General features: G+C 73.5%; 20 protein-coding genes. 13 read left to right on the top strand and 7 right to left on the bottom strand.

Annotated elements, in window-relative coordinates; all coding sequences use genetic code 11:
• Window positions 1-3 precede the first annotated feature (3 nt).
• Window positions 4-2025, top strand: a complete 2022-nt coding sequence (locus HGK68_RS11730; RefSeq protein WP_169166123.1) for an ArnT family glycosyltransferase — start codon at window positions 4-6, stop codon at window positions 2023-2025.
• A gap of 12 nt (window positions 2026-2037) precedes the next feature.
• On the opposite strand, the gene HGK68_RS11725 is transcribed toward HGK68_RS11730, so the two are convergent.
• A complete protein-coding gene (locus HGK68_RS11725) occupies window positions 2038-2727 on the bottom strand; it encodes a TIGR03089 family protein (protein WP_169166122.1) in 690 nt (229 codons plus the stop codon).
• Between the two features lie 262 nt (window positions 2728-2989).
• On the opposite strand from HGK68_RS11725, the gene HGK68_RS11720 reads away from it, so the two are divergent.
• From HGK68_RS11720 to HGK68_RS11710, 3 genes are read left to right on the top strand one after another with little or no spacing between them, the layout of a single operon-like run.
• Entirely contained in the window at window positions 2990-3319 is a 330-nt protein-coding gene (locus HGK68_RS11720; protein WP_281358348.1) for a WhiB family transcriptional regulator, read from the top strand.
• Between the two features lie 36 nt (window positions 3320-3355).
• A complete protein-coding gene (locus HGK68_RS11715) occupies window positions 3356-7072 on the top strand; it encodes a glycosyltransferase family 2 protein (protein ID WP_169166121.1) in 3717 nt (1238 codons plus the stop codon).
• A 1-nt stretch (window position 7073) separates the two neighbouring features.
• Complete coding sequence (locus tag HGK68_RS11710; protein WP_169166120.1) at window positions 7074-8672, top strand: DUF5719 family protein; 1599 nt, start codon at window positions 7074-7076, stop codon at window positions 8670-8672.
• 47 nt (window positions 8673-8719) lie between these two features.
• On the opposite strand, the gene HGK68_RS11705 is transcribed toward HGK68_RS11710, so the two are convergent.
• Together HGK68_RS11705 and HGK68_RS11700 are read right to left on the bottom strand one after the other, a co-directional pair.
• On the bottom strand, window positions 8720-9586 hold the full coding sequence (locus tag HGK68_RS11705) for a glycosyltransferase family 2 protein (protein WP_169166119.1): 867 nt from the start codon (window positions 9584-9586) through the stop codon (window positions 8720-8722).
• 12 nt (window positions 9587-9598) lie between these two features.
• Window positions 9599-10063, bottom strand: coding sequence for a metallopeptidase family protein (locus HGK68_RS11700; RefSeq protein ID WP_169166118.1), 465 nt, complete (start codon window positions 10061-10063; stop codon window positions 9599-9601).
• A gap of 87 nt (window positions 10064-10150) precedes the next feature.
• Here HGK68_RS11700 and HGK68_RS11695 point away from each other — a divergent pair, with 87 nt between their 5' ends.
• The 5 genes from HGK68_RS11695 (at window position 10151) to HGK68_RS11675 (ending at window position 13557) form a co-directional block, all read left to right on the top strand.
• The gene (locus HGK68_RS11695; protein ID WP_169166117.1) at window positions 10151-10522 is read left to right on the top strand and encodes a DUF3499 domain-containing protein; all 372 of its coding nucleotides are present in this window, start codon (window positions 10151-10153) and stop codon (window positions 10520-10522) included.
• 4 nt (window positions 10523-10526) lie between these two features.
• On the top strand, window positions 10527-10808 hold the full coding sequence (locus tag HGK68_RS11690) for a hypothetical protein (protein WP_169166116.1): 282 nt from the start codon (window positions 10527-10529) through the stop codon (window positions 10806-10808).
• Window positions 10809-10827: 19 nt separating this feature from the next.
• Entirely contained in the window at window positions 10828-12300 is a 1473-nt protein-coding gene (locus HGK68_RS11685) for a phosphomannomutase/phosphoglucomutase (RefSeq protein WP_169166115.1), read from the top strand.
• A gap of 2 nt (window positions 12301-12302) precedes the next feature.
• The gene (locus HGK68_RS11680) at window positions 12303-12500 is read left to right on the top strand and encodes a Trm112 family protein (protein WP_169166114.1); all 198 of its coding nucleotides are present in this window, start codon (window positions 12303-12305) and stop codon (window positions 12498-12500) included.
• Between the two features lie 127 nt (window positions 12501-12627).
• Entirely contained in the window at window positions 12628-13557 is a 930-nt protein-coding gene (locus HGK68_RS11675; RefSeq protein WP_169166113.1) for a cation diffusion facilitator family transporter, read from the top strand.
• Window positions 13558-13625: 68 nt separating this feature from the next.
• Here the strand turns inward: HGK68_RS11675 and HGK68_RS11670 are convergent, their stop codons facing one another.
• The 3 genes from HGK68_RS11670 to HGK68_RS11660 are packed head-to-tail and all read right to left on the bottom strand — an operon-like array spanning window position 13626 to window position 16695.
• Window positions 13626-14537 (bottom strand): glycine betaine ABC transporter substrate-binding protein, encoded by a 912-nt coding sequence (locus HGK68_RS11670; RefSeq protein WP_169166112.1) that lies wholly within the window; start codon window positions 14535-14537, stop codon window positions 13626-13628.
• A gap of 35 nt (window positions 14538-14572) precedes the next feature.
• Window positions 14573-15460: an ABC transporter permease gene (locus HGK68_RS11665; RefSeq protein ID WP_246260322.1), complete on the bottom strand. Its 888-nt coding sequence runs from the start codon at window positions 15458-15460 to the stop codon at window positions 14573-14575.
• Window positions 15457-16695, bottom strand: a complete 1239-nt coding sequence (locus tag HGK68_RS11660; protein ID WP_169166111.1) for a quaternary amine ABC transporter ATP-binding protein — start codon at window positions 16693-16695, stop codon at window positions 15457-15459. The genes HGK68_RS11665 and HGK68_RS11660 overlap by 4 nt, the downstream gene beginning before the upstream one ends.
• A gap of 605 nt (window positions 16696-17300) precedes the next feature.
• Here HGK68_RS11660 and HGK68_RS11655 point away from each other — a divergent pair.
• The 4 genes from HGK68_RS11655 to HGK68_RS11640 all read left to right on the top strand — a co-directional run bounded on the left by HGK68_RS11655 (window position 17301) and on the right by HGK68_RS11640 (window position 21395).
• Window positions 17301-18656 (top strand): sensor histidine kinase, encoded by a 1356-nt coding sequence (locus tag HGK68_RS11655; RefSeq protein ID WP_169166110.1) that lies wholly within the window; start codon window positions 17301-17303, stop codon window positions 18654-18656.
• A 5-nt stretch (window positions 18657-18661) separates the two neighbouring features.
• The gene (locus HGK68_RS11650; protein ID WP_169167095.1) at window positions 18662-19318 is read left to right on the top strand and encodes a LuxR C-terminal-related transcriptional regulator; all 657 of its coding nucleotides are present in this window, start codon (window positions 18662-18664) and stop codon (window positions 19316-19318) included.
• A 179-nt stretch (window positions 19319-19497) separates the two neighbouring features.
• On the top strand, window positions 19498-20586 hold the full coding sequence (locus HGK68_RS11645) for an acyltransferase family protein (RefSeq protein WP_169166109.1): 1089 nt from the start codon (window positions 19498-19500) through the stop codon (window positions 20584-20586).
• 41 nt (window positions 20587-20627) lie between these two features.
• Window positions 20628-21395, top strand: a complete 768-nt coding sequence (locus tag HGK68_RS11640; protein ID WP_169166108.1) for a hypothetical protein — start codon at window positions 20628-20630, stop codon at window positions 21393-21395.
• Here HGK68_RS11640 and HGK68_RS11635 read toward each other — a convergent pair.
• Window positions 21371-22360, bottom strand: a complete 990-nt coding sequence (locus HGK68_RS11635) for a stage II sporulation protein M (protein ID WP_169166107.1) — start codon at window positions 22358-22360, stop codon at window positions 21371-21373. The two genes, HGK68_RS11640 and HGK68_RS11635, sit on opposite strands and share 25 nt — an antisense overlap.
• Window positions 22361-22378: the final 18 nt, after the last annotated feature.

The raw sequence follows: 22378 nt of genomic DNA, 5'->3' as shown, positions 1-22378 counted from the left end.
CCGATGACCACACCGGGCGGCCGGGTGGCGCGGGTCCTGGTCGCGGTGCCGGACCGCGCGCCGGTGCTGCTGCTCGCGCTCGGCCTGGCCGGACTGCTCACCGTGCTGGCCGGGGTGTTCACCCCGTGGACGGTGCTGCCGCTGGCCGGGATGCTCGGCGCCGGGCTGTGGCGGTGGTCGCCGACCGCGCCGCCGGTGACCCGCGCGGGCCTGTGGTCCACGGTCGCCGTGCTGCTCGGCTGTGTCGCCTGGGTCGGGTGGAGCGCACGGCACCTCGCCGAGTACGTGGTGGTCAACCGCGACCCCGGCTTCCTCACGTTGCAGGCCCTGTGGCTGGTGGACCACCCGGCCGCACCGATCCCGGTGGGGGCCGCTGCCACCGCGGCGGTGTCCGGCGCCGGGGCCGGCACCGAGGCGTTCTTCCTGCAGGACGGCGCGCTCCACGCCCAGGGCAACAAGATGCTGCCCGCCCTGCTGGCGATGCCGGGCTGGGTCGCGGGGGAGTCCGGCGTGCGGCTGGGCGGGCTGCTGATCGGCGTGGTCGCGCTGCTCGCGGTCTTCGGCACCGCCCGTCGGCTGGCCGGGCCGGTGGTCGCCCTGGTGCCCACGGCCGCCCTCGCATGTTGCCTGCCCTTCCTGGTCAGCACCCGCGCGGCCTACACCGAACCGTTGACCGTGGCCTTCCTGGCCGGGGGCCTGACCGTGGCCCTGGCCGGGTGGCGGGACCAGGGGTGGCGACCGGCGGTGCTCACCGGGCTGCTGATCGGCGGGATCGCCACCGCACGGATCGACGGCGCGGTGGCGGTGGTCGGGTTGGTCGGCGGGGTGGCGGTGGCCGGGGTCGCGGCCGGTGGTGCGGCGCGCGGCCGGGCGGTGCTCGCCGTCCTCGCCGCCACCGCGATGACGGCTCTGGGGCTGGTGGACGTGCTGCGGCTGAGCCCGGAGTACCTGCGGATGCACCAGGACCAGGTGAGCTCCCTGCTGACCGCCACCGCCGTCGTGGTCGTCGTGGGCGTCCTGGTGCTCGCGGTACCCGCCGCCCGGCTCGGGTCGGTGCGGCGGTGGGTGCTGATCCGGCGCCGGACGCTCGGCGGGGTGGCCGCGGCCGTCGTCCTGCTGCTCGCCGTGGTGCTGGCCAGTCGGCCCCTGTGGTGGCAGGGCCGGTGGACCGACGCGGATTCGGGCTTCGGGATCGCGGTGCAGATCCTGCAGGCGGCCGACGGCCAGCCGCTGGACCCGGCGCGCTCCTACGACGAGCAGACGGTCACCTGGGTGGTCTGGTACCTCGGGATCGCGGCGGTGGTCCTGGGCTTCCTGGGGTTGGCCCTGCTGCTGCGCCGGGCGGTCGTCGACCGCGATCCCGGGTTGCTAGTGGTGGTCGCGGTCATCGGGGTGGCGGCGGTCTTCCCGCTGGTGCGGGTCAGCATCACCCCGGACCAGGTGTGGGCGGCGCGGCGGCTGCTCCCCGCGACCTTCCCCGGGCTGCTGCTCGGCGCGACGGCGGCGCTGGACCTGCTGGTGCGCACCCCCGGGCGGGTGGCGCGGCCGATCCGGCGGGCGCTCGCGGCCGGGCTCGCCCTGGCGCTGGTCGCCGTGCCGGTCAGCACCTGGCGGCCGGGGGCGTACGTCTCCGAGCTCTCCGGCCGCTCGACCCAGGCGCACGCCGTCTGCGCGCAGCTGTCGGCCCACGGGGTCGACCGGGTGGTGTGGACCCACTCCAGCCCGTTCCGCTACCTGGCGACCCTCCGGGTGCTGTGCGACGTGGAGGTGGTCGAGTTCGTCGGCGCCCCCGACCGTGGTCAGCTCGCCGCGGTGCTCGCTGCCTGGGGCGGCGGCCGGGTGGCGGTGGCCAGCTTCGACCCGGCGGTCTACACCTGGACCAGCGAGCCGATCCACCCGGTGGGTGCCACGACCTCGACCACGCTCGGCCGTTCGCTCAGCGGGGTGCCGGACACCGTGGACTCGGTCCGGTCGCAGGTCTGGCTCGGGACGCTGCGCCCGGACGGCACCGTCACCCCGTTCTGACCCGGGTGCGTCTCAGCCGCGGATGGTGACGCGTTCGGTCTCGCCGATCCGGTCGGCGCGCTCGGCGTCGGCGCCGGGTGCCAGGACCACCGAGCCGCCGGACGCCCAGACCCGCAGCGCGGTCAACAGCAGCTCGGTCACCTCCTGATCGCCGGTCAGCAGGGTGCGGGCACCGGCGGTGTCCTCCGGCGCGATCAGCTGGTCGAAGCGCACACCGGGCAGTGCCTCCGCGGTGCTGTCCACCGGCGGCGCCCAGCCGATCACGTCGCCGTAGGTCATCACCGCTTGGGCGGCGTCCACCGCCCCCGGGGGCAGCGCCGGACCCGTCCACCGGAGGCTGAGGCCGGGCAGTGCCACCGCGACGAGCTGGTCGACGCCCGGATGCCGGTCGGGGTGGTCGGTGACCACGATGTCCGCCCCGGCGTCGGTCGGCAGCACCGTCGCGCCGGCCCGCCAGGCGGCGAGCGCCCAGACCAGCGTGCGCCAGTGCACCGGCAGGTCGAGCCGCAGTCGGGTGCCCGGCCCGGCGTCGAACTCCTCGACCAGCAGATTGGTGGTCTTGGCCACCCAGTTGTCCAGCACCGCGCCGGACAGCTCGATGCGTTCACCCTCGGGGCCGTACCAGGTGAGCCGGGGTCGCCCGGGGTCGCGGATCAGGCCGGTGAGCAGGGCGGCGATCGTGGGCGCTGACGACTCGGTCATCCGGTCAGCCTAGGACGAGCTGTGCGTTGCCCATGATCACGCGGTGGTGAAGGGCCGGTGAAGGTGCCCGGTCGGGGAAGCGGACATTCCGGCAGATGAGCCGCCAATAGCACGCCCCGGCTTGACGGATGGGAACGACACTCGTGTAATTTCTCCCAGAGAACACCGACACACCGCCACGCTGCCCGCAGCGACCGTGGTGCGGATCGGTGGCAGGGGCACCACCGACAGCACTTCACCACGATCGAGCGCGGAGGCACACATGTGGAATCTGCTCGACGACGACGGGGGCTTCCCGTCCGACGCGCTCACCGCCCCGGCGACCCAGGGAGCGGCGGTGCTGCCGCTCTTCGGCAGCCCCGAGGACGACGGGCTGATGGGCTGGCAGGAACGCGCGCTGTGCGCCCAGACCGACCCCGAGGCGTTCTTCCCGGAGAAGGGCGGCTCCACCCGCGAGGCCAAGAAGGTCTGCCAGAGCTGCGAGGTCAAGTCCGAGTGCCTGGAGTACGCGCTGGAGAACGACGAGCGCTTCGGCATCTGGGGCGGGCTGTCCGAGCGAGAGCGCCGCAAGCTCAAGCGGCGTGTGGTCTGACGGATCGCGGCCGCCGGGCCGCATGATGGCGTGAGGATGCCCGAACAGACCCCCTCCACCGCCTCGGCACCGACCGTCACCTCCGTGGTGACGGCGGTCGTCGTCACCCGTGGCCGCAGCCCGTTCCTCCCGGCGACCCTCCGGGCGCTGGCGACCCAGGACCGGGCGCCGGACCGGGTCGTCCTGGTCGACGTCGGCCCGGGCCTCGATCCGCGGGTGGCCGAGACGATGGACGCCGCCGGAGTGGCCGGCACCCTGCTGCACGACCCGCGGGCGTCCACCCTGGGCGCCGCGGTGACCACCGCCGCCGGATCCGCCACCGACGGCTGGCTGTGGCTGCTGCACGACGACAGTGCCCCGGACCCCGCGGCGCTGGCCGAGCTGGTGCGAGCCGTGGAGGCGGCACCCTCGGTGGCGATCGCTGGCACCAAACAGCGCACCTGGACCCGCCCCGTGCGGCTGTTGGAGGTCGGGCTGCGCACCTCCCGCGCCGGTCACCGCGCGCGCGACGTCGAACCCGGTGAGGTCGATCAGGGCCAGCACGACGGTCGTGACGACGTGCTGGCGGTCGGCACCGCGGGGATGCTGGTGCGCCGGGACCTGTGGATCGAGCTCGGCGGACCCGACCCGGTGCTCGGACCCTTCGGCGACGGGCTCGACCTGTGTCGGCGCGCACGCCTGGCCGGTCACCGGGTGGTGGTGGTGCCGACCGCGGTCGTGCGCCACGCCCAGGCATCGCTGCACGGACTGCGCGGCCCCGACACCGGGCCGGAGGCATTCGTCGACCTCGACGCCGACGGCGAGCCGGACGGTGCCGACCCCCGCCGCTCCTACCGGGCCCGCCGGGTCGCCCTGCTGCACCAGCGGCTGGTCGCCGTCCCGGCGATCGCCGTCCCCTTCGTGGCGCTGATCGCCTGCCTGACCGCCCTGCTCCGGGTGCTGATCCGGATCGCGAGCAAGGAACCCGGACTCGCCTGGGCCGAGCTCGCCGCCACGGCGGGGGCGCTCGGCCGGCCGGGCGCCGTACTGCGCGCACGGCGTCGCGCCGCCCGCACCCGACGGCTGCCTCGCCGTGCTCTGCGTCCGTTGCAGGCCGACCCGCGCACCATCTGGCGGCAGTGGCGCGACCGGCGACTGACCCGCGCCGAGGCTCGCCGGGTGCGTCGGGCGCCCTCCGAACTGGAACTGCGCGAGCTGGCAGCCCTGGCCCGTCGCCGCCGGGTCACCCTCGGGGTGCTGGCGGTGGTGCTGCTGGTGGTCACGGCGGCGGCGCTGGGCCGGCCGCTGGTGGCGGCACTCGGTGGGGCCGGGCTCGACGCCGGTGACCTGATGCCCTCCGGCAGCGGGCTGGGTGACCTGTGGCAGACGATCAGCTCCGGCTGGGTGCCGGGCGAGCTCGGTGCCCGTGGCCCGGCCGACGCCCTGCTGACCGCTCTGCTGCCGTTCACCCTGCTGGCCGGTGGCAGCGTGGATCTGGCCCTGAGCGTCCTGCTGCTCGGATCGGTGCTGCTGGCCGGGCTCGGCGCCTGGTTCGCCGCCGGTGCCGCGACCCGCTCGGTGGCGGTGCGACTGTGGGCGGCGGTGACCTGGGCCGTGTTGCCGAGTCTGCTGCTCGCCACCGGGGACGGGCGGATCGGCGCGGTGCTGGTGCATCTGGCGCTGCCCTGGTTCCTGCTCGGGCTGGCCCGCGCCGTCGGCGCGCAGCAGGTGGACCGGGTGCGTTCCGGGCTGGAGACCGCCTCGCGGGAGCCGGTGGTCGGCCGTGCCGAACTGTCGCCGGAGGAATGGGGTGACCCCGAGGCATGGGCGCGCGCCGGCTTCCGGGAGATGCGACGCGGCGGTCGTCGGCGCCGACGCCGCGGGACAGCTGTGGCGACCGAGACCGAGACCGAGACCGAGACCGAGACCGCGGTCGAGACCGAGTCCGTCGATCCCGATGACGCATCCGTCGATCACGACGCCGACGCCCCGACCGTCCCGCGCTCGGCTGTCGACGAGGCGGACACCGCCACCCCGGTCCGGGGCGTCGCCACCGTGCCGGCCGCCGACCCCGCGCCGGTGACCACCTCCATCTCGTTGCCCGACCTGGACCACCCCGGCGACCCGGACACCACCGGGGACGCCCTCGCGCCGGACGACCCGACGCCGACCGGGTCGATCGCCGCCGCGGCCGGGGCATCCCTGGCGCTGGCGCTGATCGCCGCCGGGGCACCCGTGCTGCTCGTCCCGGGCCTGGTGCTGCTGATCGCCGCCGCCTGCTGCGCCCCCCGGGGCCGCCGCCGTCGGCTCCTGGTCGCCGGGCTGCCCGCGCTGGTGCTGCTGGGCCCCACCCTGGCCGAGGCCGTGTCCCGCGGTGCGGACGGATGGCGCCTGCTGGTGGCAGACCCGGGGGTGCCGCAGGCATCCGCTCCGGCGCAGGCGCTGCAGCAGGTGCTCGGCGTACCCGCGGACTCCTCCGCCCTGCTTCCCGGCTGGCTCGCCGACCTGCTCGGCTCGGAGCTGGCCGCCTGGTGGCCGGCCCTCGCCGGTGCGGCGGTGCTGGTGCCGGCGCTGATCGCCCTCGGCCGTGGCCGCGACGTGGCGCGCGGGGTGCGGCTCGGCTGGCTGATGGCCGCCCTCGGGCTGGCCGCCGCGGTGCTGGCCCAGCGGGTCGTCGTCGGTCAGGAGGCAGGGGCAGCGGTCGTCGGCTGGGCCGGATCGGGGCTGTCCTTCGCCTACGCCGGTCTGCTGGCCGCCGCGGTGCTCGGCAGCCGTGGCGTACAGACGGCACTGGCCGAGGTGAACTTCGGGTGGCGTCAGGTCACCGCCGGGCTGGTCACGCTGCTGGCCGTCCTGCTGCCGATCGCCGGGGCCACGAGCTGGGCCTGGCAGAGCCGTCAGACCCCGACGCTGCGCACCGTCGACGACTCCGTGGTCCCCGCGATCGGGCGTCAGACCCAACAGGGGCCGGACGCGCCGCGCGTCCTGGCGCTGACCCCGCAGGACGGCGGCGTGACCGGATGGCAGCTGCTGCGCGGGGACGGTCCGCGGCTGGTCGAGGAGTCGGCGGTGGTCCGCACCCGGACGCTGACCGGTGCCCTGGCCCGGCCGCACAGCACCGCCACCGATCCCGCGAGCGCGGAACTGGTCGATCTGGTGGCCCGGCTGTCGGTCAGTTTGGGGGAGGACGTGTCGGCCGAGCTGGCGGCGCTGGCGGTGGCCGACGTCCTGGTGCCGACCATCGACGAGGACGACACCACCGCCCTGGGACAGCAGCGGACCGCTCTGGTCGGCCGGCTGGACGCCACCCCCGGTCTGGAACGCATCACCGAGGTCCCGGCCGGAGTGATCTGGCGGGTCCAGCCCAGCACCGTGGACGGCCAGGTGGCCCCGGTGGTCACCGCCTGGGCCCGGCTGGTGCCGGACGCCTCCGGTGCCGCCACCGCGACCGGGCTGAGCAGCGCCGACGCGGTCGCGGTCCCGGCGGCGGATCTGACCGTCGACACCACCATCGCCGCCGGGGCCGAGGGGCGGTTGCTGGTCCTGGCCGAACGGGCCGACTCCGGATGGCGCGCGACCCTGGACGGGGAGCCGTTGCGCAGCGTCACCCAGGGCTGGCGTCAGACCTTCGAGGTCGGTGCCACCGGTGGCGACCTGGTCGTGCGGTACCAACCCGCCGACCGGACCCCGTGGCTGCTCGCCCAGGGCCTGGTGGGTGCGCTCGCCCTGCTGCTCGCCGTGCCGGTGCGCCGTCGTCGTGCCGGGAGGAGATGAGATGACCGGATCCGACACCCGCGGCCGTGCCGCCCGCTGGATCAGCGGACTGGCGGTGCTCGCCCTGGCCGGTGGCGCCGCCGCCCTGGGGATCGCGCTGCCGCGTGCCGATGTCGCCGCCACCGGTGCTACCGAGGTGGACGTCCCGGCCGGCACGACGTCCCTGGTCTGCCCGGGGCCGCTCACCCTGCCGGAGGAGTCGGACGCCGGGGGCTCGGCGTTCAGCCGGGTGCCGGTCGACCCCGTGCAGCGGATCAGCGCGGTGGACCTCTCCGGTGGCAGCGCGGCGACCCTGACCCCGCTGGGTGGTGCCGCCTCGGCGCTCTCCGGTGGTTCGGCCACCTTGCGCGACCTGTCCGCCCCGGCGGTGCTCAGCGCGCCCGCCCAGGACGGTCAGGCGGCACGGATCGTCGGCACCACCAGCGCGGTCACCACCGATGGCGACCTGCGCGGCCTGGCAGCGGGCAGTTGCACCACCGCGGCCTCCGACGTGTGGCTGGTCGGTGGCAGCACCGAGCTGGAGAGCACCGCCGACCTGGTGCTGGTGAACCCCGGGGTCACCACCGCGCAGGTGTCGCTGACCATGTGGGGCCCGGCGGGAGCGGTGGACCTGTCGACCAGCGCCGACGTGCTGGTCGCCCCGCAGTCCAGTCGGACGGTCGTCCTGCCCGGCGTCGCGGCCGAACAGCGCCGGATCGTCGTGCACGCCCAGGCATCGGGTGGACAGGTCTCCGCCTACCTCCAGGACTCGCTGCTGGACGGACTGACCCCGCGCGGCACCGACCTGGTCACCGCGGGCACGGCCCCCGCCGACGAGCAGATCGTGCCCGGTCTGATGCTGCAGCAGACCGCGGTCGACGACCCGGATGCCGCGCAGCTGCGCCTGGTCGCGCCGGGGGACACCGCCGCGACCGTCTCGGTCACCCTGGTCGGACCGGACGGGGAGGTGCCGCTCGCTGGTGCGCAGGACCTGACCCTCGACCCCGGGATCGTCACCGACCTGTCCCTGGGCGGCCTGCCCGCCGGGCCGTACACCGCCGTCGTCCAGGCCGATCACCCGGTGGTCGCCGGGGCGTCGCTGGCCCGGGAGGGCAAGGCCGGCGAGCAGGACTCGGTGCCCCGGATGGACCGCACCTGGGCCGCTTCCACCGGCACCGGCGGCGGTGTGGCGGCCCGGCCCGCCGGGGCCGACGCGCGCCTGATGCTGTCGGTGCTGGCCGCCGACGACGCCGCGGTCAGCACACCCGCGGACACACCGTCGCCGACCCCCACCCAGGGACAGCTGCCGACCGACGACGAGACGGCCACCGGCCCCACCGTCGAGGTGACGGTGCGGACCTACGGGGCGCGCGGGCTGCTGGGCGAGCACCAGGTCAGCGTCGGCGTCGGCAGCACCGATCGGGTGGACCTGGCTGACCTGGACGCCGACACCACCGCGGTGGAGGTCGTCGCGCCGGAGGGGGTGCGGATCGCCTGGTCGCTGTTCACCTGGACCACGGTGGACGACGGTGACCTGATCGCGGTCGTGTCCCCGGTGTCGGATCCGGGCGGAGCGTCCACCGTGCGCGTGCGGCCCGCCGACCGCGCCGGCCTCGGTTGATCGGGTAGCCGTCGCAGCTGGTCGGGGGATCGGGCGACGCGGGGTGGCTAACGGGCTGCCCGCAGCTCCACCCGCTCGCGCAGACCCAGCCCGAGGCTGACGGCCACCCGCACCGGCCACTGCCACCACCGGTGGTAGCGGCGGTGCAGGTACTGCCGGGCACTGGCGTGGTGCGCGGCGATCATCCGGGCCGGGCGCGCCTTCCAGGACACGCCACCGACGTGCACGACGGCGGCATCCGGGACGTAGACGTTGGCCCAGCCCGCGCGGCCGAGCCGCTCGCCCAGGTCCACGTCCTCGAAGAACATGAAGTAGCTGGTGTCGAATCCGCCCAGGGCCTCGAAGGCGTCGCGGCGCAGCAGCAGGCAGGCACCCGACAGCCAGCCGGCGGGGCGCTCGGTGCCGACCGACTCCTGGCGCCGGTGGTACGCCCGGGTCCACGGGTTGCCCGGCCAGACCTTGCCCAGCACGGCGTGTCCGGCGCCCTGGGTCAGCGAGGGCAGCTCGCGCGCCGAGGGATAGACGGTGCCGTCCTCGTTCAGCAGCGCGGGGCCGAGCGACCCGGCGGAGGGGATGCGGCCGGCTGCCCGCAGCAGCACGTCCAGCGAACCCGGCTGCCAGATGACGTCCGGGTTCGCCACCACGATCCAGTCCTGGGTCGCCCCGGCGGCACCGGCGTTCGCGCCGCCGCCGTAGCCGAGGTTCTCCCCGGTGCGCACCACCCGGGCACCGCTGCGCGCAGCGACCCGGTCGGTCAGCTCCGGATCGGCGCCGTTGTCCACGATCACCAGCTCCACCGGGGCGGTGGTCGCGGACGCCAGGCTGTCCACGAAGGCGTCCAGTTCCGGTCCCGGATTGAACACGATGGTCACCACGCGCACGGCGGGCAGGGCGGAGCTGGGGGAGGTCGTCATGGCCGGGTCAGACTAGCGCCCGTCCCCGAGCTGGGGGTCGATCTCCTCCGGCGCGCGGCCGAGCAGGTGGGCCACCTGGTCGACCACGACCTCGTGCACCAGCTCGCCCAGGTCGTCGCTGCCCACCGCGCGGGTCTCCACCGGTCGCCGGTAGACCACGATCCGGGGCGGCAGGCCGGGTTCGCTCGGGAAGCAGCGCCCGAGCGGCACACCGCCGCGCTCCCACGGCGCGGGGTCGGCGGGGGGCACGTCCTCGACCGCGAACTCCACCCCGTCCAGCTGTCGGCCCCAGCGCAGTTCCAGGCGTTCGACCGACCCGAGCACCAGGTCGTCGAAGCGCTCACCCCGGCTGCGCGCGGCGGGCAGGGAGGCCGGGAGCAGGGGACCGCGCAGACCGCGGCCGCGACGGTCCCGTCGGCGCACGGGATCGAGTCGACGCGGCGCGGAGAAGTCCGGCAGGAAGCGGCTGGGGGCCATCCGGCGACTCTAACGCCGCCAGCGGTCGACGGCCGGTGCGCGCTGTCATGCCGCGGGTCCCGGGTGTGGCGGGGTACGGTCATCCCCGTGAGATCCGTCCGCCAGTGCTCCCGCACCGCGTGCGGTCGTCCGGCGGTGGCCACCCTCACCTATGTGTACGCCGACTCGACGGCCGTGCTCGGCCCGTTGGCGACCACCGCGGAGCCGCACTCCTACGACCTGTGCGCTGAGCACGCCTCCCGGCTGACGGCGCCCCGCGGGTGGGACGTGGTGCGGCTGGCACCGGAGTTCGTCGAGACCGGTCCGAGTCACGACGACCTGGTCGCCCTGGCGGAGGCGGTGCGTGAGGCAGGCCGCCCGGCCCAGGCCGCGGTCCCCGAGGGGCTGCCCCCAGCCCAACGACTGACCGAGGACCGACGGCGCGGTCACCTGCGCGTGCTGCGCGGCGACGAGGACTGACAGCATGGCGCAGGGGAGCGGGGGACGACGGGGTCGTCGGGCGGCCGAACCGGTGCTGCCCCTCGGGTCGCTGGCCCGGCAGGATCAGCACCACCCGGTGGGCACCGCGGCCTGCGCCGCCTGCGGGTCGGACCGGCTCACCCGGCTGCGGCTGACCCTGGCCGACGGCACCGAGGTGACGTTCGTGTCCTGCCACGCCTGCGAGCACCGCGCCTGGATCCCGCTGGACGGGGACGGCACAGCGCTGACCCGGGACCAGGTGGTCGAGCGTTCCTCCCGGCGCTGAGCCGCCTCGCCCGGCTAGAGTGGCGGGCGTGCCCGAGACGACCCCCGCAGACCTGCCCGACCTCACCGGCCTGATCAAGGCGTACGACGTGCGCGGCACGGTGCCCGACCAGCTGAACGCTGAGGTCGCCCGCGCGATCGGTGCCGCCTTCGCCGAGGTGGTGGTGCTGCCGGAGGCCGCCGACCAGACGCCTCGCGTCGTGATCGGCAACGACATGCGCCCCTCCGGCCCCGAGCTGGTCGGTGCCTTCGCGGAGGGTCTGGCGGCCCGCGGGGTGGACGTGATCCGGATCGGGCTGTGCTCGACCGACGGGCTGTACTTCGCCTCCGGCTCGCTCGGCATCCCGGGCGCGATGTTCACCGCCTCGCACAACCCGGCCGAGTACAACGGGATCAAGCTGTGCCGTGCCGGTGCCCGTCCGGTCGGACAGGACTCCGGGCTGTCGGCGGTGCGCGACCTCGCGTCGCGGTTCCTCGGCGAGGGCCTGCCGACCGCGGTGGCGCAGCCGGGCACGATCACCGATCAGGAGATGCTCACCGACTACGCGGCCTTCCTGCGCGGCCTGGTCGACCTGTCCGGCATCCGCCCGCTCAAGGTCGTCGTCGACGCCGGGAACGGGATGGGTGGCTACACCGCACCCGCCGTGCTGGGCACCGAGGCCGGGCTGCCGGAGCTGCCGCTGGAGGTGGTGCCGCTGTACTTCGAGCTGGACGGCACCTTCCCCAACCACGAGGCGAACCCGCTGGAGCCGAAGAACCTGGTCGACCTGCAGCGGGCCGTGGTCGAGCACGGCGCCGACATCGGTCTGGCCTTCGACGGCGACGCCGACCGCTGCTTCGTGGTGGACGAGAACGGCGACCCGGTGTCCCCGTCGGCGATCACCGCACTGGTCGGCCTGCGCGAGATCGCCAAGGAGCAGGCCGCCGGCCGCCCGAACCCGGTGATCATCCACAACCTCATCACCTCCCAGGTGGTGCCGGACCTGGTCTCCGCCGCCGGTGCCACCCCGGTACGGACCCGGGTGGGGCACTCGTTCATCAAGGCGCAGATGGCCGAGTCCCAGGCGGTGTTCGGCGGCGAGCACTCCGCGCACTATTACTTCCGGGACTTCTTCTTCGCGGACACCGGGATGCTCGCGGCGCTGCACGTGCTGGCGGCCCTCGGTGGTCAGCCGCACCCGCTGTCCGCGCTGGCGGAGCAGTACCAGCCCTACGTGGCCTCCGGGGAGATCAACTCCCGGGTGGACGACGTGGCATCCGCTCGGGAACGGGTGATCCACGCCTACGTCACCGAGCAGGGTGCCGGGCCGGTCACCACCGACGAGCTGGACGGCCTGACCGTCTCGCACTGGGACGGCCACCCGCAGTGGTGGTTCAACCTGCGCGCGTCGAACACCGAGCCGCTGCTGCGCCTGAACGTCGAGGCGGCGGACGAGGACATCATGGAGAAGGTGCGCGACGACGTGCTCGCGCTGGTCCGGCAGGAGAGCTGAGCATGAGCGAGAACACCACCGGACTGGCGCCCTGGCTGCGCGAGCTGCTGCGCTGCCCGGTCACCGGCACCACCCTGGTCGACGGGGTCGGCCCCGGCGGCCAGCCCGAGCTGGTCTCCACCGACCCCGACCGTCCGCTGGCCTACCCGGTGCGCGACGGCATCCCGGTGCTGCTGGAGTCCGAGGCGCGCGCCGTCTGACCGTCGCGGCCAGGCGCCGAAGCGGGCGCTCCCGCCGCCGCGACACGGATGCCCCGGGTGATTGCCCGGGGCATCCGTCGTCTAGCATCTCCCCGGCTCGTGCTGACAACCGACAGGGAGATCGCTGATGGCACACGGTGGCGGCAACAAGGCGATCATCGCCGCGCTCTCGGCGAACCTCGGGATCGCGGTGACCAAGTTCATCGCCTACCTGCTCACGCACTCCAGCTCGATGCTGGCCGAGTCGGTGCACTCGGTGGCCGACTCCGGCAACCAGGTGCTGCTGCTGATCGGCGGCAAGCGGGCCCGTCGGGCCGCCGACGAGGAACACCCCTTCGGCTACGGCCGGGCGCGCTACCTCTACGCCTTCGTGGTGTCCATCGTGCTGTTCAGCCTCGGTGGCCTGTTCGCGCTCTACGAGGCCTGGCACAAGTTCGCCGACCCGCACCCGATCGAGTCCTGGCACTGGGTGCCCGTGGTCGTGCTGATCGCCAGCCTCGCGATGGAGGGCACCTCCTTCCGCACCGCGATCAAGGAGGCCAACCACACCCGGGGCGACCAGTCCTGGTGGCAGTACATCCGCACCGCCAAGGCGCCAGAGCTGCCCGTGGTGCTGCTGGAGGACTTCGGGGCACTGCTGGGCCTGCTGTTCGCCCTGTTCGGCGTCGGGATGACCCTGGGCACCCACGACGGCCGCTGGGATGCTGTGGGCTCGGCGGCGATCGGTCTGCTGCTGGTCTGCATCGCGGTGGTGCTGGCGATCGAGACCAAGTCGCTGCTGCTCGGCGAGTCCGCCAGCCGCACGGACGTCGATGCGATCAAGGCGGCGCTGGTCGGGGAGGGCGTGCCCTCGGTGATCCACCTGCGCACCCTGCACCTCGGCCCGGAGGAGCTGCTGGTCGCCGCGAAGATCGAGGTCACCGCGGACGAGTCGGCCGCCGAGGTCGCGCACGCCATCGACGCGGCGGAAGGGCGGGTGCGGGCGGCGGTGCCGATCGCCCGGGTGATCTACCTGGAGCCGGACCTGCGGCGGGCGGTGCAGGCAGCGCAGTCCTGAGCGGAGATGCGACGACGGCCCCGGTGGTGATCCACCGGGGCCGTCGTCGTGTCAGGCGTCGGGCGAGGTCAGACCCCGGCCTTCTCCTTCAGGTCGGTCACGAAGTCGGGGTTCGCGTCCAGCCAGGTCCGCACGGACTCGGCCGGGTCGGAGCCACCGTCCTCGTTGAACACCTGGTTCTCCAGGGAGAACAGCTGCTCGTCGGTGAGGGTGAAGTTCTCGATCAGCTTGCTCAGCGTCGGGTAGTCCGTGGCGAAGTCGGTGCGGCCGACGGTGTGGATCTCCTCGGCGTCGCCCATCGCGCCCTCGGGGTCCTCGAGGTCCTTGATCGGGTACGCGTCGTAGGCCCAGTGCGGACGCCACAGGGTGACGGCGATGTTCTCGCCGGCGTCGGTGGCACCCTTGAGCTCGGCGAGCATGGCCGGGGTCGAGGAGACCACGTACTCCATGTCGTCCAGGCCGTAGGTGGGGATGGCCTCGTCCTGGGTGATCCGGGTCAGGCCGGCACCCGCCTCGATGCCGACCAGGCGGTTGTCGAACAGGTCGGCGTTCTCGGCCAGCTCGTCCAGGCTGTCGATCGGCGCGTCCTCGTTCACCGCGATGGTGAGCTTGGCGTCGTCGTACCAGGTGCCCAGGTCCTCCATCTGGTCGCCGTACTGCTCCCAGTAGTCGGCGTGGGTGGTGGGCAGCCACATGTCGAAGTTGACGTCGAAGTCGCCACCGGTGATGCCGGTATAGACCACACCCGGGTCGGCCTCCTCGGTGTCCACGCTGTAGCCGTCGTCCTCGAGCATGGCGGCGAACAGGTGCGAGACGGCGATGCCCTCGTCCCAACCGGAGTGGATCCCGATGGAGACGGTCGACAGGTCACCGTTGTCCAGCCGCTCGGCGTCGGAGCTGCCGGAGTCGGAGGAGCAGGCGGCCAGGGCGACGGAGGTGCCCAGGGCGGTGGCGACGATCAGGGTGTTGCGCAGGCGCATGGCGTCCTTTCGAGGGGTGGTGAGGGGATGGTGCATCAGTGCGAGGCGGAGGCGGCGGCCACGGCCTTGGCGACCTTGGACTTGGTGCCGAAGGCTGAGGTGACCCGGTCCAGGAACATCGCCAGGATGACCACGGCGAGTCCGGCCTCGAAGCCGAGGGAGATGTTGACCCGGTTCAGCGCGGCGACCACGTCGCCACCCAGGCCACCGGCGCCGACCATGCCGGAGATGACCACCATCGACAGGGCGAGCATGATCACCTGGTTGACGCCCGCCATGATGGTGGGCATCGCCAGCGGCAGCTGGATCTGGCGCAGGATGCGGCCGTCGGTGGAACCGAAGGCGTGTCCGGCCTCGACCACCTCGCGGTCGACCTGACGCAGACCGAGCTCGGTGAAGCGCACGCCCGGGGCCATCGCGAAGATGACGGTGGCGACGATGCCCGGCACCACGCCGACCCGGAAGATCACCACGGTGGGGATCAGGTACACGAAGGCCGGCATGGTCTGCATGAAGTCGAGGATCGGGCGCAGGGTGCGGGAGACCGCGTCGTTCCTGGCCGCCCAGATGCCGAGCGGGATCGCGATGATGAGGGCCACCGCGCTGGCCAGGATGACCAGGGCGAGCGAGTCCATCGCATTGCCCCACTGGTCGACCCCGGCGATGACCAGGAAGCCGACCAGAGTGCCGACGGCGAGCTTCCACCCCTTGGCGAACAGGGCGATCAGGGCCAGGGCGATGATGATGAGCCAGAACGGCGGACCGCTGAGCACGGTGTCCAGGCCGTCGTAGGCGCCGGTCAATGCCTCGCGGATCACCTTGAACAGACCACTGAACGTGGTCGTGATCCAGGTGACCGCGGAGTCGACCCACTCGCCCAGGGGCAGGCGGGGCATCCAGTCGGCGATGGTCGCGGAGCTCATGCCGTCACCTCCACATCGGTGCGGTCGTCAACGGTCGGGGTGCCCTCCGGGGGCGTCGTGGTCTCCGGCGGGACCATCGCCTCCAGCAGGGTGACCCTCGGGATCACGCCGACCAGGCGGCCCTGCTCGTCGGTGACCGGCACCGGCAGCGGGGACTCGGCGGCGGGGGCGAAGACGTCGGAGAGCGGGGTGTCCACGGACACCGAGCCCAGGCTGGTGTCCACCCGGCCGACCAGCGTCTCGGCGCCCTCGCGGGTGGCGCGGACCGCGTCCTCGTCCCGGATGATGCCCTGGAGCTTCCGGGTGCGGTCCACCACGTAGGCGGCGGCGACCTGCTGCTCCTGCATGGTGCGCAGGGCCAAGCGGGGGCCGCCCTGGAGCGTGGCGACGGCCGCCGGGCGGCGCATCACCGAGGAGGCGGTGAGCACCCGGGTCCGGTCCACGTCGGCGACGAACTGCGCCACGTAGTCGTCCGCCGGGTCGGAGAGGATCTGCTCGCTGGTGCCGACCTGGACGATCCGGCCGTCCCGCATCACGGCGATCCGGTCACCGAGGTACATCGCCTCGTTCAGGTCGTGGGTGATGAAGACGATGGTCTTGCCCAGGGTCTGCTGCAGTTCGAGCAGCTGGTCCTGCATCTCGCGCCGGATCAGCGGGTCGAGGGCGGAGAACGCCTCGTCCATCAGCAGGATGTCGGTGTCGGCGGCCAGCGCACGGGCCAGGCCCACCCGCTGGCGCATGCCGCCGGACAGTTCGTGCGGCAGGTGGTCGGCCCACTGGTCCAGACCCACCATGCCGAGCGCCTCGCGGGCCTTGGCGTTCCGCTCCTCCTTCGCGATGCCCTGCAGGGCGAGCGGGTAGGCGGCGTTGTCCAGCACGGTGCGGTGGGGCAGCAGGGCGAAGTGCTGGAAGACCATCGACACCTTGCGCTGGCGGATGTCGCGCAGCTGGCTCGCGCTCACCGCGCCCAGGTCGTCGTCGCCGAGCAGCACTCGGCCGGCGGTGGGCTTCCACAGGCCGTTCAGCATCCGGATCAGGGTCGACTTGCCGGAGCCGGACAGCCCCATCACCACGAACGTCTCACCGGAGGCGATCTCCAGATTGGCGTCGATCACCGCAGCGGTGCCCCACTGCTTGACCTCGTCCCGGCCAGCACCCTCCCGCAGGCGGCGTACCGCTTGCTCGGGGCGTCGTCCGAAGACCTTGTACACGCCTTCGACGCGCAGTCCTGTCACTCATCCACCTCGTCACGTCCGTGACACGCGCACCGGGGGAGTCGGCGCTCCGGGTGGAGCGCGCTGAGTCCGCGCCAGGTGTCCCACGTGTCGGGTCGGCAACCCTCCGCGGAGTGATCACCGCCCGGTTGTCGTGGGCGGGACCGACTCTCGTGAGCACGTGAATCGGCCCTCGCATGGCGCACCGGGAAGGGTGCTGCGAGGGCCGTGAATCCGTGCTCCCTGCCGACCAACTCGTTGATCTGGTCGTTGACCACCATTGCCCAGATCGGCCGATACGGCCAATGCGATCCGGGCGATTCGGTGCTGAAGTGGTGCGACTTTACCTAGGTAAAGTGGGCCTGGCCTGCGACTTTACCTAATCTTGGATCGTTACCGTTTCGTGACATCGGGCGCACGCGATCAGTGCCCCTGGCCGTGTCGGGGGTCACAAAGAATGCTCGATCTGCGCCTGTGCTCGACACAGCCGACCGCGCGAACGCGGATCTCTGCTCCACCCGAACGGGGGATAACCCCACCCTGCCTCACCGGGTCCCCGGGTGTCATGCCGAACCCGCCGCACGGGACGATGGTCGCAGCGACCCACCCCCTGCGAGGAGCACCCGATGTCCAGCACCACCGACACACCACCCGAGGCCCAGCCCGCCGGCACCCGTCCCGTCGTCCGTCCGTGGGACGAGGCGGCCCACTGGTCGGCGCTCGGCCGGACCTGGCGCGTCTTCGGCTATCTGCTGGCGATGATGCTGCTCAGCACCTTCGCCCTGGTCTACCTCCTGCTGACCGTGTCCCTGACCGCCGGACTCCTGGTGACCGTGGTCGGACTGTTCGTGCCCGGCGCCCTGGTGCTCGGTGCCCGCGGGTGGGGCAACGTCTTCCGGTCCCTGGCCCGGTCGGCGCTGGGGATCGAGGTCCCCGCACCGCCGCGTCGGCGAGAGGTGCACGGGTTCTGGCGGCGGCTGGTGTCGATGTGGGGGGACGCCGCCGGCTGGCGGGCCTTGCTCTTCGGCCTGGTGGCGTGGCCGCTGTCCCTGCTCGGCGCGATCCTGTCGCTGACGTTCCTGGCGGTCGGGGTCGGCGGGATCACGCACTGGAGCTGGTCCCGGTTCCTGCCCGCCCAGCGCGGCACCGACGGGCAGCTGCACCGGGGGGCGAACTTCGGTGACAGCTACTTCATCGACACTCCGCCGCGACAGGTGCTGCTGATCATCGGCGGGCTGCTGTTCCTGGTGATCTGGTGGTACTTCACCCGCGGCCTCGGCCGGCTGTTCCAGGGCCTCAGCGGCGCGCTGCTCGGACCGACCGAGGGCAGCCTGCGGGTCGCGCACCTGGAGCGGACCCGCAGCGTCGCGGTGCAGGACGCCGACGCCCGGCTGCGCCGGATCGAGCGCGATCTGCACGACGGTACCCAGGCGCGCCTGGTGGCGGTCGCGATGCAGATCGGCGACGTGAAGGACCGGCTCTCCGAGGGCCCCGACCCGGAGTCGGCGGCGCTGCTGGGTGCCGCGCACAGCGGGTTGAAGGACACCCTGGCCGAACTGCGGGAGATCGCCCGCGGCATCCACCCCCCGGCGCTGGACGACGGCCTGGCGGTGGCGCTCACCACCCTGGCCGCCCGGTGCCCGCTGAGCGTCGCGGTGCAGACCGACCTGCGCCGGGAGCCGGACCCGGAGATCCAGACCATCGCCTACTACGCGGCCGCGGAACTGTTGAGCAATGCGGTCAAGCACTCCGGGGCGAGCCGGGCGGCGGTCGAGGTCAGCACCGTGCGGCGCCGGGTCGTGCTGCGGGTGACCGACAACGGCCACGGCGGTGCGGCCCCCGGGCTGCCCGGTGCCTCCGGCGGCTCCGGTCTGGCCGGACTCGGTGACAGGGCGGCCGCGGTGGACGGCACCGTCGACATCGACAGCCCGGTCGGTGGCCCTACGGTGATCACCGTGAGCCTGCCGACGAGTGCCCGATGACCCCGCTGAACGTCGTGATCGCCGAGGACTCGGCCGTGCTGCGCGACGGGCTGGTCGCCCTGCTGACCCGACGTGGACACCAGGTGCTCAGCGCCCGGGCGGACGCCGACGCCCTGCTGGCCGAGCTGCCCACCCTCACCGCGCGGCCCGACGTGGCGGTGCTGGACGTGCGGATGCCGCCGACGTTCACCGACGAGGGGCTACGAGCGGCGCTGGCCATCCGGCGCGACCACCCGGGGGTCGGGGTGCTGCTGTTCTCCCAGTACGTGGAGACCAGCTACGCCACCGAACTGTTCGGCAGTGATGCGCGCGGCACCGGTTACCTGCTCAAGGACCGGGTCGCCGAGGTCCGGGACTTCCTGGACGCCCTGGAACGGATCGCCGCCGGTCAGACGGTGCTCGACCCCGAGGTGGTCGGGCAGTTGATGGGCGCCGCCCGGGTCGACCCCGGACTGGCCCGGCTCAGCGCCCGGGAGGTCGAGGTGCTGGAGATGATGGCCGAGGGGCGGTCGAACGCGGCGATCGCCGAGCGGCTCTACCTGTCGGCGGGGGCGGTGGAGAAGCATGTGACGTCGATCTTCGGCAAGCTCGACCTGGCCCAGGACGCCGGGGACAACCGTCGGGTGCTGGCGGTGCTGCGCTACCTGAAGCTCGGGGTCTGACACAGCCGGGGGAAATCCCTACTCGAACGTTCCAGAAGCCCGCCGGACACCCGGCGGGCTTCTTCATGTTCTCCCAGGTCAGCGCGCTGAAGGCTGGTGCCATGACCACGACGCTGCTCCGACCGGCTCCGATTCCGACCCCACATCCGACCCCACATCCGACGCCGGCTCCGTCCCCGGTGCGGGACACCCGCGACCACTACGTCGACGGTCTGCGCGCCGTCGGCATCCTCGCGGTGGTGGCGCTGCACTGGCTGATGGTGGAGGCGAGCTGGGACGGACATCAGCTGGCGATCGGGAACGCCCTCGGACACGGCTGGGGGTGGCTGCTCACCTGGCTGCAGCCGCTGCCGGTGCTGTTCTTCGTGGCCGGGGTGGCGGCTCGGCACGGCTGGCAGCGCCTGCGGGACGAACGACGGTTCGTCAGCACCCGGATCCGGTCGATGCTGCCCGGCCTCGGGTGCTTCGCGCTGGTCTGGGCCGTCCTGGTGGTGCTGCTGCCCCGGGTCGGGGTGCCCGAGGCGGTGGTGCACCAGGTCGCCAGGATCGCCCCGCAGCCGCTGTGGTTCCTCGGGGTGCAGGCAGTGCTGCTCGCGCTGACCCCGCGGCTGGTGCGGGCGGGGGAGCGCTGGGGGTGGCGGGTGCCGGTCGTCCTCGGTGTGGCGGCGCTCGCCGTCGATCTGGTGCGCTTCGGTGCGGGGATCGGCGAGGTCGGGTACGCGAACCTGGTGCTGGTCTGGGCGGTGCCGTACCTGATCGGGCTGCTGGACGCCGGGCGACGGCTGACCGGCGGAGGTGGCCTGCTGTCCACCCGGATCGCCGCCCTGCTCGCCGTCGCGGGCCTGGCGGGCACCGTGCTGCTGATCGCTGTCGGGCCGTACCCGGTGTCGCTGATCGGGATGCCGGGGGACGCGGTGTCCAACCTGGCGCCGCCGACCGCCCCGGTGCTGACCTTCGCGGTGGCCCAGGTCGCGGCGGCGGTGGCCCTGCGACCGTTGCTGGTCGACCGGGCCGCCCGGTCGTCGCTGGTGCGCTGGACCAACACCCACGCCATGGGGCTCTACCTGTGGCACCTGACCGCGATGTTCCTGCTGACCGGCGTGGTCATCTTCGGGCTGCACCTCGCGGTGCCCGAGCCGTGGACGGCGACCTGGTGGCTGACCCGGCCGGTGATCGCGGCAGCCGCCTGGCTGGCACTGCTCGGCCTGCTCCGGCTCGACCGGGTGGTGCAGCCGGTGGTGCGGCGGGCGATCGACGCCTGGTGGTGATCAGGCAGTTCCCAGGGTCGAGTGGTCGGGTGGGTCACGTGGTGCACGAACGCTTGATCCCCGACAGCGCGGTCCCGGACAGCGGGTGGCTGGTCACCCGGGCCGGGCTGGTCGACGTCAACCCGATCGCCCGACTGCTGGAGGCCCACCGCCCGTTCATCGACCTGGACGCCGACGGACTCCCGGACGGCGCGGCGCACCCGGAGCGCTCAGGTCCGGCGACCCGGCTGGTGCTCAGCCACGGCGGGCTGGAACACGGTGAGGTCTGGTGCGCCCGGGCGGACGACGACGGGTCGGTGGAGGTCGCCGCCGCCGCGGTGTGGTTGCCCCCTGAGGCGAGCCGGTTGGCGCTCGACCTGCACCGGGTGATCGCCCGGGAGCTGGATCTGACGCCCGAGCCGGTCGCCGACCCGGCGCAGGACCCGTTCCCCTCGATCATGGCGGCGACCTCCGAGCTGATCGCCGTGCTGCGCGGGTCGACGGCGCAGCGGGTCCTGATCCTGCTTGCCGACGACCGGGTGGGCCCGGACCGGCTGGACCTGCTGGCGGAGCTGCTCGCGCCGGTGATCACCGCCGAGCTGGCCGCCGGGCGGGAGGCATTCGCCGTCACGGTGGACCCTGCGCAGGTGGCGGACCTGACCGCCCTCGGCTTCCGTCAGGTGCTCACCGCCCCGCTGGGCGCGGCCGATCTGTGGCTGGGCGCGGTTCACCCGGCGCTGCGTCCGCCGCCGCCGTCGCCTGCGGAACCAGGGGCGGCGCGCCGGCCGGATGCCCGTCGTCGGGGTCAGCCCGCCACGGCCACCGTGTAACCGGCCTCGTCCTCGGCCAGGTCACCGGTCTCGCCGGAGCGCACCGCCCGGCGACCGAGCACGATGGTGTAGGTCCAGAACCCGGCCAGGGCGAGCGCACCGATGCCGATCTTGACCCACCACGGCAGCGCCGACCCGGTGACGAAGCCCTCGATGACGCCGGAGACGAACAGCGACAGCACCAGGCCGATCGCCACCGTGATCAGCGAGCGTCCCTCCTCGGCCAGGGCCCGCGCGCGCGGCCGACCACCGGGCGCGACCCAGGCCCAGAACAGGCGCAGCCCGGCGGCTCCGGCGACGAAGATGCTGGTCAGCTCCAGGAATCCGTGCGGCAGGATCAGGCTGAAGAACACCCCGAGGCTGTCGTGGGCGGACATCAGGCCCGCGACGGCGCCGACGTTCACCGCGTTGTTCAGCAGCACGTAGGCCGGGCCGACCCCGGTGATCCCGACCCCGATGCACAGCGCCGCCACCCAGGCATTGTTGGTCCACACCACCCCGGCGAACCCGGCACCCGGGTCGTAGTACTCGCTGAACGCGGTGGTCACGTACTCCTGCTGCTGCTCCGGGGTCATCATCGCGTTCAGCACATCGGGCTGGGTCGCCACCCACCACGCGGTCACGCCACCGATCAGCAGGAAGGCGCCGGTGACGGCGATCGACCACCAGCGGATCCGGTAGAGCGCGGCAGGCAGGGCGACCACCAGGAACCGGGTGACGTCCCGCCAGGCGGGTTCGTGGCGACCGGCGATGGTGGCGCGGGCCCGGGCCAACGACTGGGACAGGCGGCTCACGGTGTCCGGGTCCGGCGCGGCGGAGCGCACTGTGGACAGGTCGGTGGCCGCGGCCTGGTAGAGCCGGATCAGCTCGTCGGCCTCGGCGCCGGTCAGGCGGCGGCTGCGGGCCAGCTGGTCGAGCCGGTCCCAGGCCGGGCGCCGCACGGCGATGAACGCGTCGATGTCCACGCTGGCTACCCTAGGGCC

This window comes from Cellulomonas taurus (assembly GCF_012931845.1).
GTDB lineage: Bacteria > Actinomycetota > Actinomycetes > Actinomycetales > Cellulomonadaceae > Cellulomonas > Cellulomonas taurus.
This window is presented reverse-complemented; position numbering and strand designations above follow the sequence as displayed.